Origin of the sequence: Paracoccus sp. PAMC 22219, from assembly GCF_000787695.1 — a bacterium.
In the GTDB taxonomy this organism is placed as follows: domain Bacteria; phylum Pseudomonadota; class Alphaproteobacteria; order Rhodobacterales; family Rhodobacteraceae; genus Paracoccus.
The window spans coordinates 1-17,577 of record NZ_BBPH01000091.1 but is presented as its reverse complement, the minus strand read 5'-3'; the positions used below and the strand labels follow the sequence as shown (position 1 = coordinate 17,577).

The 17,577-nt window shown below is 65.6% G+C and carries 18 protein-coding genes; 6 read left to right on the top strand and 12 right to left on the bottom strand.

The window, feature by feature from the left end; all coding sequences use genetic code 11:
* Positions 1 to 24: 24 nt before the first annotated feature.
* Positions 25 to 1,941 carry a calcium-binding protein gene (locus tag TY51_RS22705; protein WP_197054731.1) on the bottom strand — a complete coding sequence of 639 codons (1,917 nt, stop codon included), beginning with the start codon at positions 1,939 to 1,941 and terminating at the stop codon, positions 25 to 27.
* A gap of 421 nt (positions 1,942 to 2,362) precedes the next feature.
* Here TY51_RS22705 and TY51_RS21890 point away from each other — a divergent pair, with 421 nt between their 5' ends.
* Positions 2,363 to 2,539 (top strand): hypothetical protein, encoded by a 177-nt coding sequence (locus TY51_RS21890; protein WP_156117982.1) that lies wholly within the window; start codon positions 2,363 to 2,365, stop codon positions 2,537 to 2,539.
* A 328-nt stretch (positions 2,540 to 2,867) separates the two neighbouring features.
* Positions 2,868 to 4,139, top strand: a complete 1,272-nt coding sequence (locus tag TY51_RS10905; RefSeq protein WP_042249523.1) for a CAP domain-containing protein — start codon at positions 2,868 to 2,870, stop codon at positions 4,137 to 4,139.
* Between the two features lie 729 nt (positions 4,140 to 4,868).
* Here the strand turns inward: TY51_RS10905 and TY51_RS21885 are convergent.
* From TY51_RS21885 to TY51_RS22695, 7 genes are all read right to left on the bottom strand, one after another.
* Complete coding sequence (locus TY51_RS21885; RefSeq protein ID WP_042249520.1) at positions 4,869 to 5,126, bottom strand: hypothetical protein; 258 nt, start codon at positions 5,124 to 5,126, stop codon at positions 4,869 to 4,871.
* 129 nt (positions 5,127 to 5,255) lie between these two features.
* The gene (locus TY51_RS20295) at positions 5,256 to 5,699 is read right to left on the bottom strand and encodes a hypothetical protein (protein WP_052650050.1); all 444 of its coding nucleotides are present in this window, start codon (positions 5,697 to 5,699) and stop codon (positions 5,256 to 5,258) included.
* Positions 5,700 to 5,721: 22 nt separating this feature from the next.
* Positions 5,722 to 5,856 (bottom strand): hypothetical protein, encoded by a 135-nt coding sequence (locus TY51_RS24010; RefSeq protein ID WP_255351403.1) that lies wholly within the window; start codon positions 5,854 to 5,856, stop codon positions 5,722 to 5,724.
* Positions 5,857 to 6,084: 228 nt separating this feature from the next.
* Entirely contained in the window at positions 6,085 to 7,110 is a 1,026-nt protein-coding gene (locus TY51_RS10890) for a tartrate dehydrogenase (protein ID WP_042249516.1), read from the bottom strand.
* Between the two features lie 74 nt (positions 7,111 to 7,184).
* Positions 7,185 to 7,952, bottom strand: coding sequence for an aldehyde dehydrogenase family protein (locus TY51_RS21040; RefSeq protein ID WP_255351402.1), 768 nt, complete (start codon positions 7,950 to 7,952; stop codon positions 7,185 to 7,187).
* A gap of 326 nt (positions 7,953 to 8,278) precedes the next feature.
* Positions 8,279 to 8,329, bottom strand: coding sequence for a hypothetical protein (locus tag TY51_RS24525; protein ID WP_373960643.1), 51 nt, complete (start codon positions 8,327 to 8,329; stop codon positions 8,279 to 8,281).
* Positions 8,330 to 8,933: 604 nt separating this feature from the next.
* Positions 8,934 to 9,437, bottom strand: coding sequence for a hypothetical protein (locus TY51_RS22695; RefSeq protein ID WP_197054729.1), 504 nt, complete (start codon positions 9,435 to 9,437; stop codon positions 8,934 to 8,936).
* 12 nt (positions 9,438 to 9,449) lie between these two features.
* On the opposite strand from TY51_RS22695, the gene TY51_RS22690 reads away from it, so the two are divergent.
* From TY51_RS22690 to TY51_RS10855, 4 genes are all read left to right on the top strand, one after another.
* Positions 9,450 to 10,754 carry a sodium:solute symporter gene (locus TY51_RS22690; RefSeq protein WP_197054728.1) on the top strand — a complete coding sequence of 435 codons (1,305 nt, stop codon included), beginning with the start codon at positions 9,450 to 9,452 and terminating at the stop codon, positions 10,752 to 10,754.
* A 26-nt stretch (positions 10,755 to 10,780) separates the two neighbouring features.
* Complete coding sequence (locus tag TY51_RS10865) at positions 10,781 to 11,080, top strand: 2-dehydropantoate 2-reductase N-terminal domain-containing protein (RefSeq protein WP_231559014.1); 300 nt, start codon at positions 10,781 to 10,783, stop codon at positions 11,078 to 11,080.
* Positions 11,050 to 11,877, top strand: coding sequence for a 3-keto-5-aminohexanoate cleavage protein (locus TY51_RS10860; RefSeq protein WP_231559013.1), 828 nt, complete (start codon positions 11,050 to 11,052; stop codon positions 11,875 to 11,877). The genes TY51_RS10865 and TY51_RS10860 overlap by 31 nt, the downstream gene beginning before the upstream one ends.
* A 246-nt stretch (positions 11,878 to 12,123) precedes the next feature.
* The gene (locus TY51_RS10855; protein WP_081994892.1) at positions 12,124 to 13,881 is read left to right on the top strand and encodes a BCCT family transporter; all 1,758 of its coding nucleotides are present in this window, start codon (positions 12,124 to 12,126) and stop codon (positions 13,879 to 13,881) included.
* Positions 13,882 to 14,073: 192 nt separating this feature from the next.
* Here TY51_RS10855 and TY51_RS10850 read toward each other — a convergent pair whose 3' ends face one another.
* The 4 genes from TY51_RS10850 to TY51_RS10835 form a co-directional block, all read right to left on the bottom strand.
* Entirely contained in the window at positions 14,074 to 14,697 is a 624-nt protein-coding gene (locus TY51_RS10850; RefSeq protein WP_042249507.1) for an ABC-type transport auxiliary lipoprotein family protein, read from the bottom strand.
* 8 nt (positions 14,698 to 14,705) lie between these two features.
* Positions 14,706 to 15,929 (bottom strand): MlaD family protein, encoded by a 1,224-nt coding sequence (locus tag TY51_RS10845; protein ID WP_042249505.1) that lies wholly within the window; start codon positions 15,927 to 15,929, stop codon positions 14,706 to 14,708.
* Between the two features lie 4 nt (positions 15,930 to 15,933).
* Positions 15,934 to 16,698 carry an ABC transporter ATP-binding protein gene (locus tag TY51_RS10840; RefSeq protein ID WP_042249501.1) on the bottom strand — a complete coding sequence of 255 codons (765 nt, stop codon included), beginning with the start codon at positions 16,696 to 16,698 and terminating at the stop codon, positions 15,934 to 15,936.
* Positions 16,695 to 17,577: ABC transporter permease (locus tag TY51_RS10835; protein ID WP_052650043.1), on the bottom strand; the 883-nt coding region annotated here is incomplete at its 5' end. The genes TY51_RS10835 and TY51_RS10840, both read right to left, overlap by 4 nt.

Below are 17,577 nucleotides of genomic sequence, written 5' to 3'. Positions count from 1 at the left end.
TCCTGCGCCTCGCGCCACGGGGGCCTAGAGGATGAAATCGCTGTCCGACAGCTGACCGATGTTGCGCACCAGAATCGCAAAGTCCGCCTGGCCGTCCCCGTTCACATCGCCCCGGATCACCACATTCTGACCCTCCTGCGCGAACCAGAGCGCGTTGGCCGCCGCGGTGCGACCGCCGAAAGCCAGGTCCTGTTGTCCGGGCAGGCCGATGCGGGCATCGATCCCGCTGACATCGATCCGGTCCACGCCACGCTGAAAGTCGGTGATCGTGTCGCGATCTGCGCCGATCCCCGCCTCCAGATGGTTGCGGAACACGAAGACATCGGCCCCGGCACCGCCATTCAGCTGGTTCGCCCCCTCGCCGCCGATCAGGCGGTCGTTGCCGGCGCCTCCGCGCAGCGTATCCGCGCCTTGCCCGCCATCCAGCGTGTCGTTGCCAAGGCCGCCGTCCAGAAGATCGCGGCCCGGGCCACCGAACAGCATGTCGCGCCCATTGTCCCCGGAAAGAACGTCGTTCCCGTCGCCACCGAACAGCGCATCATCGCCCGCCTGGCCCCGGAGGGTGTCGTTCCCCGCGCCGCCGTCCAGCCGGTCGTCCCCACGGTCGCCCAGCAGCAGATCATTGCCTGCCTGCCCGAACAGGCGGTCGTCGACGAAGGTGCCCTGGACCCGGTTGTTGCCGGCGCCGGCATAGACATCGGGCAATTTCAGATCGCGTGAGACGATGATCACGTCATCGTCGAATTCATAGCTGAGATCGGCCTGAAAGGTCGCGACGATCTGCCCGTGCTGGTTGATGATCGCATTGCCGCCAGCCATGGATTCGAACGGACCCCCCTCGCTGATCCGGAACGATGCCGTCAGCGCCTGTCCCTGCGGTCCGAAGACGCGGCCCAGAAGCACGCCCCCGTCGAAGATGCCGTCGATCGCGTCGGGGATATGGTTGATATACGTGACCAATGTCCGGCCGCCGCCCAAGTCCACGACGTCGTGCAGGTCCTGCTCACCGGCGCGGCGGTCGGAGTTGACCAGCACCGTCTGGCCCGTCCCCGCGCCCGATCCATCCAGCATCCTCAGGTACACATTCGTTTCCGGGGCGCCGGGGGCATCGTCGCGCTGCCATGCCAAGGCAAATCCGCCGACCGAGCGTCCGGCGATCTGGCTGTCGCTTTGGTCCAGGGTGTCGCGGCCGCCAAGGTTGGGCGCGATCAACCGCGCGGGCGCGACCGCGGACCCGTCGGGCCGATAGACCTGCGTCCAGACCCCATATCCCTCGCCGCCACCAAACGCGGTGCGCTGGTGCCAACTGACCGCGTAATTGCCGCCCGCAGCCGCGGCGATCGACGGCTCTATGTATCCGGGGCCGGTCAGGGGGCTGATGAAGACGCGAGCGTCGGCCACGATCTGGCGGGCGCCGCCGATCTGCTGGCCGTCGGCCCCGTGGCGGAACGCCAGCAGATCATAGCTGCCCCCGCTTTCGTACCGGGCGACCAGGGTCACGGTCTGGCCATTGGCCAGCGACACGATGTCCACCGTGCGATGATCGTCGTTCGAATTCGGCGTCAATTGACGCGCTGCCCCGCGCTGCGTTCCATCGGCGTTGAAGAACTTGATATAGGCGTCGGAATAGGCGTCGTCCCGACCGTTGATCGCCGACGGCCCGTCGCTGTCAAAGATCACCGCAAAGCCGCCGTTTGCGGTCGCGGTGCCGGACGCGTGCAATTGGTCCCCGCTGGTCAGATTGTTGATCCGGCTGTCCGTCGGGCTTGCTCCGGTCAGATCGGCCGCCCAGACGCGGCCATAGACGCCGAAGAAACCGTCAGCGCCGGGATCCGGATGCAGATCGCTCCACGTTCCCAGGATCGTGCCGTTGTTGAGCTGAAACAGGTAGGGGTCTTCCTGAATACTGCGGCGATTTTCTGAAAGGATAAAGCTGGGCATGTGGGCCTCATGCGAAATGTCGCGTGGGAATTGCAGCAGAATGAATTGCGTCATTTGTATGGGGCAGCGTAAGTGCCCTCGGACGTGCGCGCAAAGGTTTTGACGTTGTTGAAATCGCCAAACCTAATTTGGGCGAAGTACCGCCATTTTGAATGAAACGCCGAACAGAAAGGCGCGCGATATTCTCGGTTCGGATGCCTTGCTGCCCCATCCCTTTGAGGGCTTCTTTGCGCCGGATTTGTTATCTCCTGTTTGTCAGGTGATCCGCAAATGCGCTCTAATAATTTCTGGTGTCGACCCTCGTTAAAAGGATCACCGGCTTATGAGAGGCTAGTTCATTCTTTGTTAAGTTCAGCGGATAGATTTCTGGAATGTATTCCAAATATGCGGCGGAATGTTCACTCCGAAATGCCTAAGGCGAATGTCGGCGCCGGGCTATCTTGCCGCGCGTCCCTCGTTCAAGGTCTGCGACCGGATCACTGGCGACGAGGCGATGGGCCGGTCCTCCGGGGTGTCGGACAAGCTGCAGCAGACAGATACGCCCGGCATCAACGGCTTTTCGGAGATTGCCCCGCTTTTCATTCCATTCTCATTCTGAACGGACCTCTCTGACAGCCCGTGCTTGCTTTCCGGGGTCATAAAGACGGCAGGGCCTGTCGCGCTTGGCCGAGACTTTCGGATCACACCGTTGGCGGGCTTCTGTGAGGGATCAGCGATCTTGGGGATGCTTCGGCAGAAGACCGCTGCTTCTGTCTGCAAGTCGGTCTTGCGGGGATGAATCCACCCGCACCCGGTTGCCCTGACCTTGGCGCTGCCCCACCATGCAGGCAGTCCATGGAACATGGCGTGAACGTGAAATACAACCTAAACGATAGTTGTGCTAAGCTCTTTGACAAGTCCTGCGCAATTCGAACGAGGATCGACCGATGAGTTTTGCCACGTCCTACGAACGCTATTTCGTCCAACTTGTGAACGGGACGCGAGAGGCGTTGGGCCTTGCGCCTCTCCGGATCGCAAAGCCGCTGAACGAATCCGCTGAAGACCATAGCCAATGGATGCTCGACGCAGACGTGTTCTCGCATACCGGTGCCGGGGGCTCGTCCGCATCCGCGCGCATGGACCGTGCAGGCTTCCCCATGTATGGCGAAAGTTGGGGCACCCGCGAGAACCTTGGATATGTCTCGGTCCGTGGCCAGGCGGATCTTTCAGACGAGATCAGGCAGCTGCACCAGAACCTCCTCAACAGTCCCGGCCATTATCGGAACATCGTCGACCTCGACATGCAATACATCGGCATCGGGCTGGAGGTCGGCAATTTCCAGGGTCACACGGTTCTGATGGCGACGCAGAACTTCGGTCGGACGACCGGACAACCCGTGCTGGATACCGGCGTTTTCGCAAGGGGCGCCGTGCCGCCCGTCAACACCATCGCCGAAAGCCGTGGCGATTGGCAGGCGGACATCTTTGACGGCGCCGTCCGTACATCCTCACCCAATGGCGCCGCCGTGCAGGGAACCGCGCGGTCCGACGATTTCCGATTGGGCGCGGGCAATGACCTCGCACGCGGCCTGGGGGGCGATGACTGGATGAACGGCGGTGCGGGGAACGACACGCTTGACGGCGGTCCGGGCAATGACAGGCTTATCGGTGGCGCGGGCTTCGATGTCCTGTGGGGCGGAATGGGCAACGACGTTCTGGACGGAGGCTGGGGAAATGACCGACTGGACGGGCAGGTCGGGAACGACCTGCTTTTCGGTGGAGACGGCCACGATACGTTGATCGGTGGTCCCGGTCAGGACACCCTGGTCGGCGGTGCCGGCAACGACATCATGATGGGGGGCGACGGCAACGATCACCTGCAGGGGGGTGCGGGCGCCGACACGCTGCAGGGAGGGGCTGGGAACGACACCCTGAACGGCGGCCAGGGAAATGACGTGCTGGTCGGTGGTGCCGGTGTCGACACCTTCGTGTTCCACGCAGGCAGCGGTGCCGACAGGATTGTCGACTATCAGGTCGGAACCGACCGGCTGCTGATCGATGACGCCATGCTTCCGCCATCCGTGCCGCGGTTCTACAACCAGAATATCCAGGAGACCGCCACCGGCGTGGTGATCTACTTCGGGAACGGGAACAGGATCACCATCGACGGTCAGGGCGTCACGGCCGAAGCGGTCGCCGACGACATATTGCTTTTCTAGGCTCCACGCCGATTGATTTCACGCCACTCGCGTCAGTCAGGTTCCGAGAGGCGCCCTGATCGATGAGCATTCCGGACGGGTCGTCCGAAACGCAGCTGGCGCGCCTTCGGCTCTGCTTTCTTGAGAGGCCTGGCCGCCGGCGCGTCGACGATCGGCCGACATCGAGCGGAACTGTGTTCATCAATGGCAATGGCATGCGGTGGTGCAATGCACTAATAGAGGCTGGACCGGTCGAGACCTAAAAGATCGTTGTAAACGGCGAGGTGATAACCGGGTCTTCGCGAGGATCATGGTCGGCCTGGCCGCCATGGCAGGGATCCGAAGACGATCATAATCGATGCTACGTATCTGAGGGCGCATGCATAATTTGTACCATGTGTGCGAAAACCGGGGGCACGGTTGCCAAGCCGGTAAAACGATAGGTGTATGCACACAAAACTCCAGCCGTCATCGATGCGAATGGCAGGCCCATCCGGTTCTTCATGGCGGCAGGGCAGGTCAGCGATCACGCCAGTAAGGCGGCGTTTCCGGACAGGTTCCTGCAGCCCGATCGGTTTTCAATGCTGGATGGTTGGGAAAACTTTCATGACAAAGGGACAGAAGGCTGCATCCGCGGGATGAGGTCACGTAAGAGCATAGCGAAATCCGATAGGCGCTGCGACGAAAAACGAAATCGCATTGAGACCATGCTCCACAGAATCAAAGAGAGTAGCGAGATGTCGCCATGCGCTACGGCGGATCCTTGGAGACCTGCCTCTCCGATATCGCTTTGGCCGCAACAGTCATGTTCCAACCATGAAGCAAGAATGATTTCTGACGCTCGCAGGATCGCAGCCGACGCCCGGTGGCGTCCATGACCGCATGCAACTTGGCTTGCAGCGCGTCCTTCGTTTGCCCCATGAGGCAGTCGCGCCTGTCGTCAGCCCGCTTTGGGCCCGCAAGATGGACGCTGCGCCGTTCCTTGAAGGATTTCGCGTCGATCGCCACGGCCTTCTGGTGGTCACGTTGGAAGGCCAGCTCCTAGATCATCCCCGCGAACTTCGCCCACGCGCGCCACGGTTTCCATTGGGTGTACAGTTTCTTGGATGGCCCGCGGACCGCACGCACGTCACACCATCACAGCCCGTTGCAATTGATGAAGACCAAGCCAATCAACATGCGTTTGTCATCGAGGCGCGGCGTCCTATGGCTCTCCGGGCGGAACGACTGAAGTCGGCCCATCTGCGTTAAGTTCTGCCAGAAAAGGCAGCGCATCCTCACACCTATCAGGTCCCGCTTGGCAAAGGCATCCGCTACAGCGACGGTAATCTTTTCCTGCGCGCCGTAGTTGATCATCTGGCCGCTCTGACACGCCCGCCGCCGTGCCGGCCCAACGCGGAGGGCGTTGCCGTCCGATCCCCGTGACAGGTGTTTGACCGTGGGCGCGCATTGGTCCATCAGCATCGACCTCACGCGGGTCGATCCGGTGATGGACAGCTTTCGTACGGCCGCGACGCCAATCGGTCCTTCATGGCAGGCGCGGCGGCCCGCGCCGGGTGTGGCGACGACTTGGCTTTCCAACGCGGAAAGCCTCCTTGGTGAATCAGCAGGCGAATCTAGCGCCACAGGCGGTCTCTCCACACGATCCCGCAATCTGCTTGCCCTGTTCAAAAGTCATAATCACGGCCACCATCATGTCGCGCTGTGCCATCAGCAAATCGGCGCGTTCGGCCGACATGCGCCTATGCCATGTGGCAACTGCGGCAGCAGCTGTAGCGATCGCCGCGGGGTGTGAGTGGCCGAGATGTCCGGGACGGTACCCACGCTCGCGCCGGTGGCGTGGTCGGTGACGTTGATCGTCGCATCGGTGCGGCGTCGCCCCACGCCTCCCCATCAGCTCCTGCTGGCGCATCAGGTCCGGGTCACCCAAGCGGGTGATGGAGGCGTGGATCGTCGTGGACAGTCGCTACAGATGCGCCAGAACGGCGTCGGTGATGGTGTCGGTGCTGTCGCGTCCCGGATGGGTGCCGATGCCTTGGGCGGTCGTGGCCTCGATGGCGGCCATGATGCGGGCGGCGGGGTCGGTCTGGCTCAGGTGGTCCAGCATCATCGCCGCCGACCAGAAGGCTGCCATCGGGTTCGCGATGCCCTTGTCAGCGATGTCGGGGGCCGATCCGTGGACGGGTTCGAACATCGAGGGGTTCCGGCGCGTCGGGTCGATGTTGGCCGAGGCCGCAAAGCCCAGGCCCCCCTGGATCGCCGCGCCCAGGTCCGTCAGGATGTCGCCGAACAGGTTCGACGCGACGACCACGTCCAGGCTTTCCGGCGCCATGACCATCCGCGCGCACATCGCGTCGATGTGGTAGCGGGTAACGGCCACGTCCGGGTATTCGGCGGCCAGCTCGTCCGTGACCTCGTCCCAGAACACCATGCTGTGGCGCTGTGCATTGGATTTGGTGACCGAGGCCAGCTTGCCGCGACGCGCCTGCGCCTGTTCAAAGCCAAAGCGCAGGATGCGCTCCACGCCCGCGCGGGTGAAGATCGAGGTCTCGACCGCGACCTCGTCGGGGGTGCCCTGGTGGACGCGGCCGCCGGCGCCGGAATATTCGCCCTCGGTATTCTCACGGATGCACAGGATGTCGAAGTCGCGGGTCTTCAACGGCCCCTCGACCCCTGCCAGCAGGCGGTGCGGGCGGATGTTGGCGTATTGCACGAAGGCCTTGCGGATCGGCAGCAGCAGACCGTGCAGCGAGACGCTGTCGGGCACGCGGGCCGGCCAGCCGACCGCACCCAGAAAGATCGCGTCAAAGCCGCGCAGGGTCTCGATGCCATCCTCGGGCATCATGCGGCCATGCTGCAGATAGTGGTCGCAGGACCAGGGAAAACTTTGCGTCTCGACGCTGGCGCCGCTGGCCTCGACGACCTTCATGGCGGCTTGGGTCACGGGAATGCCGATGCCGTCTCCGGGGATCAGGGCGATGCGGTGGGTCATGGAAGGCTCCTCAGATGTCGATCGGCACGCTCGTGGACTGGCAGTTGGCGCGGTAAGGCTTCGTGGTCAGGACCTTAGTTGGTGCCGGACTGGCGATAACCGCCAATGGGCGGAATATGATGGCGCGAGCGGCCATAGCGATTGATCCAGACCGTGCCTGCCTGAACCCGCCGCATCGCCCGCATGACCCGTGACAGGTCCCGTGTAAAGATGCTTGCGCATACGCCGTAGGTCGGATGGTCCGACAGGGCCAGCGCCTGATCGTCGTCGCCAAAGCCCTGCTGCGTCAGCACCGGGCCAACGATCTGCCGCACGTTCGTGGGGGTAGTCGGCCGCCACATCGGGCAAGAGGGTCGGCACCGAGCAATAACCGGGCTGGTCCATAGCCGTCCCTGCACCCGGCCAGTACGGTGACGCCGTGGGCCACGGCCCTGGCTACGATCACCGTGATCCATCGCAGTTGCCGGGCCGAGGTGAGCGGTGCAAAGGCGCGTTTGCGCATTCTCCGTTTGGTCGCAGCGGTCTGGAACCGGTTGTGCCGCCAGGTTTTCCAGGATGCGCCGGTCGGCGATCAACCCGCTGTCCGCCACGCAGGCTTGGGTGGCGTTGAGCAGGATCGAGCGGGCGATGGCGTCTGCGGCAAAGTCCGGGTCGGCATAGGCAAAGACGATCTGTGGGGATTTGCCGCCCAACTCTAGCGTCATTGGCTTCATCCCGCTGTGCGCGACATTGGTGTTGATCGCTTGGCAGGCGATGGCGGGTGGGGGCCAAATCGCGCCCCTCCGCGAAGAAGCTGACCAGCTCTGCGGTGAGGGTCGCCGACCGGTGCACAGGGCGCGCACCGATCAGGGGATGAGAGATCAGCTGTCCGGTCCTGTCCGGATGATCCGCGGTCCGCGCCGTTCGCCATGGCGTCGAAGCGGGGCTGTTCGTGCAGGCGGGCGTTCCGTCGGCTATTCTGTCCTGAGGCCATTGCACGTCCGCACGGCGTCGACCAAGGCATCCGCGCGGATAGAGCGTGGTGCCTGCAGACTCCGGATGGCGCACGGGGCGGCCAGCCCTGCGCCTAGCGCAGATCCAGTGCGTCGAGCCTCAGGGCGACATGCAGCTCCATCGCGACGATGGGGTCGCGCCTGCCCTCTGTGACGTCAGCGGCGCTGTCCAGGCGCTAGCGTGCCGTGTTCACGTGGATTCCCATTTCGGCCGCCGTGCGCGCGATGCTGTGCTGATTGTCGAAATACGCAAGCAGCGTGGCCTAGAGCCGAGCGCGGCGATGGGGATCGCTTGTTGAGGGGCACCAGGCGGTCGGTGACAAAGGCGCCGATGCCCGTCAAATCGGCCGATCCGAAGGTCCGGGCGAGCAGGCTGACCTCGCGCTCTGGCAGAAAGCGATTCAGGCGGTACAGTTTTGCCATCACCTGCATGGCCTTGGCCACGTATCTGTAATGGCTGCCCGTCTCCTCCAACCGGGGGAATGGGTCGGACAGCAGCCCGCCCGGCGTCCAGCCCGGTTGCGCCCGCCCGAGGGTGGCCACAGAGCCCTCCACCGCGCTGGTGGCGCCGACGGCAAGGCAGTGGTCGTCGATCGCATCGACCAGGATATCAAGGCGGGACCCCGCATGGCGGATCGTGTCGACCCGGGCGGCGCGATCCGTGCCGGGCAGGGCGATCAGCACCAGTTGGACCAGCTGACCCGCCCCAAGCTTCAGCCGGTCGCGGGCCGCGGCTATCGTCGGCGCATCCGTCTGGGTCACCAGGGCCAGGTGGAGCAGAAGGGTGGAGGACGCGATCTGGCGCTCCGTCTCGCGTCGTTCAGTCCGCAGCTAGGCGATGGACAGGGCGACCGCGCTGCGCTCCAGGTTGCGTATCCGGATGTCGTCCACCGGGCCGCGCAGACAGACGAGCAGGCTGTCGCCCCGCCCACTGCCGCTGTGCAGCGTCAGAGCAAAGCACCGTTCATCATGGTCCTGGTGGACCAGGGCCGCCCGTCCATCGGCGCGCGACGCGGTGATGGCCGACAGGATGCGCGCCCTGTCCAGCCGTCCCTGCCTCGGCTGCGCCACAAGCCCGTGGTCGCAGTCGGGCGGGACGACCTCGTCTCGGATGGTCAGGGTCTCGTCGACATAGTGGATAGGCCCGCCGACCAGCGCCGCCATCCGCCGCACGAACAGTGCAAGGTTGGCACCTTGGGCCAAAAGCGCCATCATCTGATCATGGGCATGGCCCGAAACCTCGACCCGGCTGATGTGATCCTCCAGCGACCGGCGGCTGTGCTCTGCCGCGGCCAGCGCCTGCGTCAGCTGCGCAAAGTTCCCGGCATTGCGCATAGCGACGCCAGCATGCAGCGCAAAGGACCCAAGGACAAACACCTCGCGGCACTGGTCGTGCCTGGCATGGCGGTCCGCCACGTACAGAAGGCCTTGGACCTTGCCGTCCGCGTGCGGCGCCCCGAAATGTCCGCCCGCACATTCCCGGAGTTCATCCGCATGCGGCTCGAGCCGTTCGCGCGCACCAGCTATCTGCAACAGCTGGTCGCGGGCTTTGGCATCGTGTTCAACACGATCACCGGGATCCGCTATGAATTCGCGTTCTTTGCGGTCCTGGCGACCCTGATGCAGACCTCGCTGGGCGGGTTCTGGTCGGTTGCCGCGACCGACACACTGAACGCGGTGCTGATCTTGGTCGGCCTGGCCTTCGGCACATGGGCGGTTCTGGCCGCCACGGGCGGCATGGGCGCGATCACCGACACCATCGCCGTCACCACCGCCCCGATCAATGTCGGCGGCGAACCCATGGAGCCGGGCATCATGCTGTCGCCCGCCGGGACCTTCGGCTGGTCGGTGCTGCTGGGCATCTTCATGGCGAATGCCGTGGGCGCACTGGATCAACCGCTTTCTGGCGCACTGGAACAGCAAGGCCGCGGTTCTGCAGATGATGTGGGCGCTGGTCGCGCTGATCCCGATCTTTGCCTGTTTGATCGTGATCGGGCTGGGCGCGCAAGCTCTGATGCCCAGCCTGCCCGAAGGGGGCACGACCGACTATATCATGCCCCTGATCGTGAAAGCCAGGCGCCCGCCTTTGTCGGCGCGATGACGCTGATCGCGCTGCTGGCGGCGGCGGTGTCGACCGCCAACTCCCTGCTGCTGAACTGCGGGACGTCGATCTATTGCGACATCTATCGACAGGTGAAGACGGCCCAGCAGTTCGACGACGCATCCGCGACGCGGCATCTACGTCTGGTGGTGCTGGGCCTTGGCTTCCTGGCCGTGATCCGTGCGATCAAGCCGGCGTTGCTGCCGGCGATGGGGTTCACCTATGTCTATGGCGCGTTCGGCGCGGCCTTCATGTGGCCGGTCTGGCTAGGCCTGTTCTGGAAGCGCATGACCCGCGCCGGTGCCTATGCGGGGATCGCGGTCGGTGCGACGGCGTTCATCGCCGCGCGCGTCGGCGGATCGGCCAACGCATTCACCTGGGGGGCGGCGTTCTCTCTGGTCGCTACGCTGGTCGCGGTCTATCCGACGCCGCGCCCACCCAAGGAAGCCTGGGAGCCGTATTTCCAGGCCGAGGTTAGCCCCTCGACCCGCGCCGTCGCGCTGCGCATCCAGCGCCAGAGCGACACCGCGGCCCCGGTCACCCGGCCATGACGCGCGCGGCGATCATCGGCGCCCTGATGACGAAGGGAGGTCGGCCGGTTGAACTGGTCGACACCAATCAGGCGCATGTCCGGGCGCTGAATGCCGGCGGGGTCAGCATCAGCGGTCACCTGAAACTGTGCCATCCGGTGCGCGCCATCCTGCCCGAACAGATGCGGGGGCCTTACGATCTGGTGTTCCTGCTGAACAAGCAGACCGCGAACCCGCGGGTGCTGTCCCATCTGGCGCCGCACCTGCACGACGACAGCACGGTCTGCACCCTCCGAACGGGATCCCCGAACCGTCGGTGGCGGTCGTCCTGGATACGCGCCGGGTGATTGGCGGCACGGTGGGTTTCGGGGCCACTTGGCTTGGCCCCGGTCATTCCAGCCCGACCGCCGATCCCGCGGTCTTCGACCGGATCGTGCCGCGCATCCGCGACAGGACCGATGCGGTGATCAACATCACCACCGGCTGCAGCACCCGCATGACGCTGGACGAACGGCTGGCCTATCCGCTGCAGCTGGAGCCAGAGATGTGTTCGCTGAACTTTTCGATCTACCCGGTAGCCCGCAAGATCCAGACGTGGAAATACCCGTGGGAGAAGCCCTACATCGAGGGGATGGAGGACATGATCTTCCGCAACACGTTCCGCGACATCAAGCACATCCTGCGCGTGCTGGGCGACGAATGCGGCACCCTGTTCGAGTTCGAATCCTATGACGTCGGCCATCTGCACAATCTCAGGCATTTCGTGGACGAGGGGCTGATCAAGCCGCCCTTCTTCGTCCAGACGGTGCTGGGCATCCTGGGCGGCCTTGGCCCCGACCCCGAGAACCTGATGGTCATGCGCCAGACGGCCGACCGGCTGTTCGGGCGAGAGAATTATCGCTTTTCGGTGCTGGGCGCGGGGCGTCACCAGATGCCGCTGCTGACGATGGGCGCGATCATGGGCGGCAACGTGCGGGTCGGCCTCGAGGACAGCCTGTTCCTGGGTCGCGGCCAGCTGGCGCAGACCTATGCCCACCAGGTCCACAAGATCCGGCGCATCCTGTCCGAACTGTCACTGGACATCGCCACGACCGACGACGTGCGTCAGATGCAGGCCTTGCGACGATCGCCATCGGGGGCATGACGCGGCATCTGCAACGGCGCATGGGCGTGGTCGGGGCCGGTCGTTCGCCCGGCATCGGACTGTGGGTACCGCACGGTTTCGACGATTGGCGCTGGACGCAATCTTGTCAGTCGCTAGAAGCGGGCCGATCATTCCCCGGACGATGCGAACCTTTGGCCGTGCCGTGACGTTCTGGTCGCGTGTCGGTCTTCCTCATCATGATCGTCGGCGGCTGGCGTTGCGATGAAACGTCGGATCGCACCGGAAATGCCGGACGGACGGGGACCTTGGCGATCAAAGGAGAATGCAGTGCCCAGCAGCGAAAAGATCAGTCCTCCCCTGACGGAACTGGACATCAACACGACCACCGGCGGGTTCTATAACGGGTTTTCGGTTGCCGTTGCCGTGCCCGCCAAGATCATCATCTCGGTCATCGTCGTTTGGGCCATCTTCTGGCCGCTTCAATCGGGGGCGATCCTGACCGGGCTGAACGGGATCATCCTTCAGTACTTTGCCGCATGGTACACCTGGATCGTGGCATTCTTCATCGCGGTCTGCTTTGCGCTGGCCCTGTGGCCCGCCGCCGCACGGCTGAACCTTGGCATCGAGGGCGAGGGGCCGGAATTCACCCGGTTCTCGTGGTTCTCGATGATGTTCGGGGCGGGCATCGGGGTCGGCATGCTGACCTGGGCCGTGGCAGAGCCGGTGTCGCATCTGGGCAGCAACCCCGAGACGATCATGGGCATCACCACCGCGGGCGGGGCCAACAACGTGGCGATGGCCTTCAAATGGTCGTTCCTGCACTGGGGGTTCAGCGCCTGGGCCTGCTACGCGATCTGCGGCCTGTCGCTGGCCTATTTCAGCTATCGCCGCGGCCTGCCGCTGACGATCCGGTCCGGCCTGACGCCCCTGTTCGGTCAGCGCCTGTCCGGACCGCTGGGCCATGTCGTCGATGTCGTGGCCGTCGTGGCGACGATCCTGGGCGTCGCGCAGACCCTTGGGTTCGGCGTGGATCAGCTGGTGGCCGGTCTGACCAGGATCGGCATCGCAGGCCTTGTCGATGCAGAGGGTACGGCGACGACGATGGGCATCGTCATCGCGCTGGCGGTGATCATGGGGTTGTCGACCCTGTCGGCGCTGTCCGGCGTCGGCAAGGGCATCAAGTGGCTGTCCAACCTGAACATGGTGCTGTCCTTCATCCTGCTTGGGTTCTTCATCGCCTTCGGGGCCACGTGGTTCGGGTTCAACGCGTTCTTCGTCGGGCTTTGGCACTATGTGACCAGCCTGCCGCAGATGAGCCTCAACGTCTTCCGATCGGACGGGGTCGAGGGGTCGCAGGCGTTCCTGCTGGCGCAATGGCAGGGATGGTGGCCGGTGTTCTACTGGGCATGGTGGATCGCCTTTGCGCCCTTTGTCGGCCTGTTCCTGGCCCGCATTTCCCGCGGCCGCACGGTGCGCGAATTCGTCCTGGGCGCGCTGATCGTGCCTGCGCTGATGTGCTTTGTCTGGTTCGCCTGGGCCGGTGGCACCGCCATCGACCTGGAACTGAACGGCGGCGCCAACGGGGTGATCTTCGATGCCGCGAACGGCGACATGATCTTTGCCATGACAGAATTCATGCTGGCGCCCATCGCGGATTGGCTGGCATGGGGCATGGCGGTGCTGATCGTCGTCCTGCTGCTGACCTTCCTGGTGACCTCGGCCGATTCCGCGGTCCTGATCGTGAATACGATCAATGCTGCCGGCGACGAGGGGCCCAAGTCGCGGCCTCATGTGGTGTTTTGGGGTGTCGCCCTGGCGATGGTGGTTGCGGGGCTGCTGATCTCGGGGGGGACGACGGCCATCCAGACCGCGATGGTCATCGGCGCGCTGCCGTTCTCGGTCGTCATGGCGCTGATGGCGGTGGCCCTGCTCAAGGCGATCTACAACGACACCCGCCGGGAAAAGGCCGGTGTCCCGTCGACCCACGACAAGATCGAGGGCGCGACGGAAAGCAACCTGACCTCGGGTCTGAGCACGTCCTGACGCGCATTCAGGGCATCGCCCGCGCGTGATGCCCCGACCGTTGCCTGGCGACGTCGTCCAAGCGCGGTCGGGTTTCATCGGCCTGAAAGCGGTCGCACCGCATGCCCGGGACGTTGGCCTGCGCCACGGCGCAGGGCAGACGTCCAGCTGGGCAGGGTCGAACTCTGGACCTTTGTCGTGGGGGGTTGGCAGCTAGCGGCAGGCACCGGGGTCGACGCCCGCGGCGTCCAGCGTCCATGCCGTCATCTGTCCGATCAGCTGCCGTGTCGCCGCGTCAAAGGCCGGGATCAGGTCCGCGGTGCGGGTGCCGGCGGCTGGCACGGTCGCGGCAAAGCGGCCGCGGGCGATGACCTTTGCCTCCATCTCATCGACCAGCTGCGCCTCGACGCCAAGGCGGATCAGCGTGCCGTCGGCGGACAGGTCGATATTGAAATCCTGTATCTCGCTGATCATCGCCACGTCGCCCGACAGGCCCAGGGGTGCGCGACCGACTTGGTCGAAGCTGCCCGTCGCGCCTAGGCTTTCGACCAGCAGGCGTTGCAGCATGGCGGGCACCGTGTCGCCCCATTCCGCATCCGGCAGGTACTGCGTCTGCAGGGCCGACGGGCGGATCATGATGCGGTTGCTGTCCAGTGTCCCGCGCGCCTTGGGCGGTTCGATCACCAGTTCGCCGATGCGGGACCGGGGGCAGGACAGGGCTGCAGGCGCCCGCAGCTCGAACAGGTCGCGCTCCGGTTCGCCCTGCAGCGCGGACAGCGCGCCGCAGCCGGGCAGGGTGGCCGTGGCGGCGATCAAAAGGGCGGTCGGCAGGCGCATGGGGAACCTCATCTGCGGAATTCGGGGGTGCGGGGGCCGGACAGCAGCTGCGCCGGGTTGCGGCGCAGGGTCGAGACAAGCTGATCCATGTTCTGGACCAGCGTGCGCATGTCCTGCGACAGGCGGGTGATCTGGGGCAGCGTGTCGCCCGCAAAGGACTGAACCGGTCCGCGCGCCCCGTCCAGCACGCCCCGCAGCGATGCGAATGCCGCCGCCGCGTTGTCGGATGCCGCGCGCAGGCTGGCGCTGATGCGGGGCAGGTCCTCCGGCAGGCCGGCCATGGCGGTGGTGACCGCGCCCAGGGTCGTGCGCAGGTCGGCGGCGACGGGCGTCAGATCGCCCATCACGCGTTGCGCGGTGTCGAACGCCCCGGTCCCGGCGGCCAGCGTCGTGTCCAGCCGGTCCAGGCTGGATCGCCCCCGATCGGCCAGATCGCCCAGGCCCGCCGCGCCGCGCTGCACCTCCTGCGTCAGCGTGGCCAGGTCGCCCTGGACATAGCCGTCCACCCGGTCCAGCGTCGCTTGCGCCTGGACGGCGGCGTCGGCGAAACGGTCCAGCGTGATCGCCGCGCTGTCGCCCAAACCGTCCATCTGGTCCCCGAACGCCGCGATGCCCGTCGCCGCGACCGCGATCGCATCGGTCGCCGCCGCCACATCCGCCAGCGCCTGATCCAGATTGCCGCTGGAGCGTTCGACATTGTCCAGGATCGCGGCCACCCGCCCCTGGTTCTGCGGGCCCAAGATCTGGGTCAACTGTTCTGCCGCCAGGCTGAGGCGGGCGATGATCTGGGGCCCTTCGTCCGTCAGCGTCTGCAGGGCGGACCGGCTGGAGGCGATGACCGGCACCTCGGACGTGTCCGCGACGCGCAGCAGGGGCGCGCGGGCCGACCCGGCCGTGACCGCGACCAGCGCCACGCCGGTGACGCCCTGCACCTCCAGCGCGGCCAGGCTGTCGCTGCGGATCGGGGTGTCCAGGATCACCTCGATGCGGACGCGCACGGGCAGGGGGTTCCCCGGCGCCAGCCGCATGTCCACGACCCGCCCGACGGGCAGGCCGGCAAAGCGGACCTCGGATGCGGGGCCAAGGCCCGACACCTCGGGGAAATACACGTCGTAATAGGCGAACTGCCGGTCCAGCTGCAGCTGCGCGAACCACAGCACGAACCCCAGGATCCCCAGGAACCCCGCGATGGTGAAGGCGCCGATCAGCGCGTAATTGGCCTTGGTTTCCATGCGCCTAATCCTTGCCGCTGACGGCGCGCGCACGCGGTCCGTGGAAATATTCGTGAACCCAGGGGTCATCGACATCCAGCATCTGGGCCATCGTGCCGGTGGTCAGCACGCGGCGTTCGGCCAGGACCGCGACCCGGTCGCAGCAGGCATGCAGCGTGTCCAGATCATGGGTGACCAGAAACACCGACAGGTTCAGCGCGTCACGCAGCGTGACGATCAGCCGGTCAAAGGCCGATGCCCCGATCGGGTCCAGCCCGGCGGTGGGTTCGTCCAGAAACAGGATTTCGGGGTCCAGGGCCAGGGCGCGGGCCAAGCCGGCGCGCTTGCGCATGCCGCCCGACAGATCGGCGGGCATGTCGTCATTGGCCTTCCACGGCAGGCCCGCCATGCCGATCTTCAGTTCGGCCAGGCCGCGGCGCTGCGCGTCGGTCAGGCCGGGAACGGCGCGCAGCGGAACCTCGACGTTCTCGCGCACGGTCAGGGACGAAAACAGCGCGCCGTCCTGGAACATGACGCCACACCGCTGTTCCAGCGCGCGCCGGTCGGGCCCGGACAGCGTGCCGATGCGGTTGCCCAGCACGTCGATGGTCCCGGCCCGGACCGGGTCCAGCCCCACGATGGCCCGCAGCAGGACGGATTTTCCCGTGCCGGACCCGCCGACCACGCCCAGGATCTCTCCCCGGTTCAGGTCCAGGTCCAGGCCGTCATGGACGACGTGGGTGCCGAATTGCGTGCGCAGGCCCCGCACCTGGAAGACGGCGTCGGTCACAGCCCCACCCGCGCAAAGAAGATCGAGAACGCCGCATCCGCGATGATGACCGCAAAGATCGCGCTGACTACGGCGGACGAGGTCATGCGGCCCAGGGATTCCGCGTCCTTGCCGACCTGCATCCCCGCGTGACAGCCGATCACGCCGATGATCAGGGCAAAGACCGGCGCCTTGGTCAGCCCGACGATGACATGGGTCACGCTGATATCGGCCAGCCGGGCCAGGAACACCGCCGGGGATATGCCCAGCTCGACCCAGGACATCACCGCGCCGCCCAACAGCCCCGCGACCGCCGAGATCAGCCCCAGGATCGGCAGCACCATCACCAGCGCCAGGATGCGTGGTAGGATCAGCACCCTGTCGGGGTCCAGCCCCAGGGTGCGCATGGCATCGATCTCCTGGCGCATCTTCATCGACCCGATGGACGCCGTCAGGGCCGAGGCCGTGCGCCCCGCCACCACGATCGCGGTCAGCAGGATGCCCAGCTCCCGCAGGATAGAGATCGCGATCAGGTCCACGACAAAGACCTCGGCCCCGAACTGGCGCAGCTGGTCGGACCCCTGAAAGGCCAGCACCACCCCGATCAGAAAGGACATGACCGTGACGATGGGCACCGCGCGCAGGCCGGTTTCCTGCGCGTGATGGACCAACGCCGTCAGCGGAAACCGCGTCGGATGGCGCAAGGCGCGCGCCAGCGCGGCCAGGGTGCGGCCCAGATATTCGGCCAGCTGGACCAGGTACAGGCCCGCGCCCGTGACCCGCTGTCCCGTCGCCTGCAGCATGCGCCGCCAGGCGGGCACGGCGGGTGGCGGCGGGTCGGCCACGGGCAGCGCGGCCGTCACCGTGGCCAACAGGTCGGCATGCCGCGCGGACAGGCCG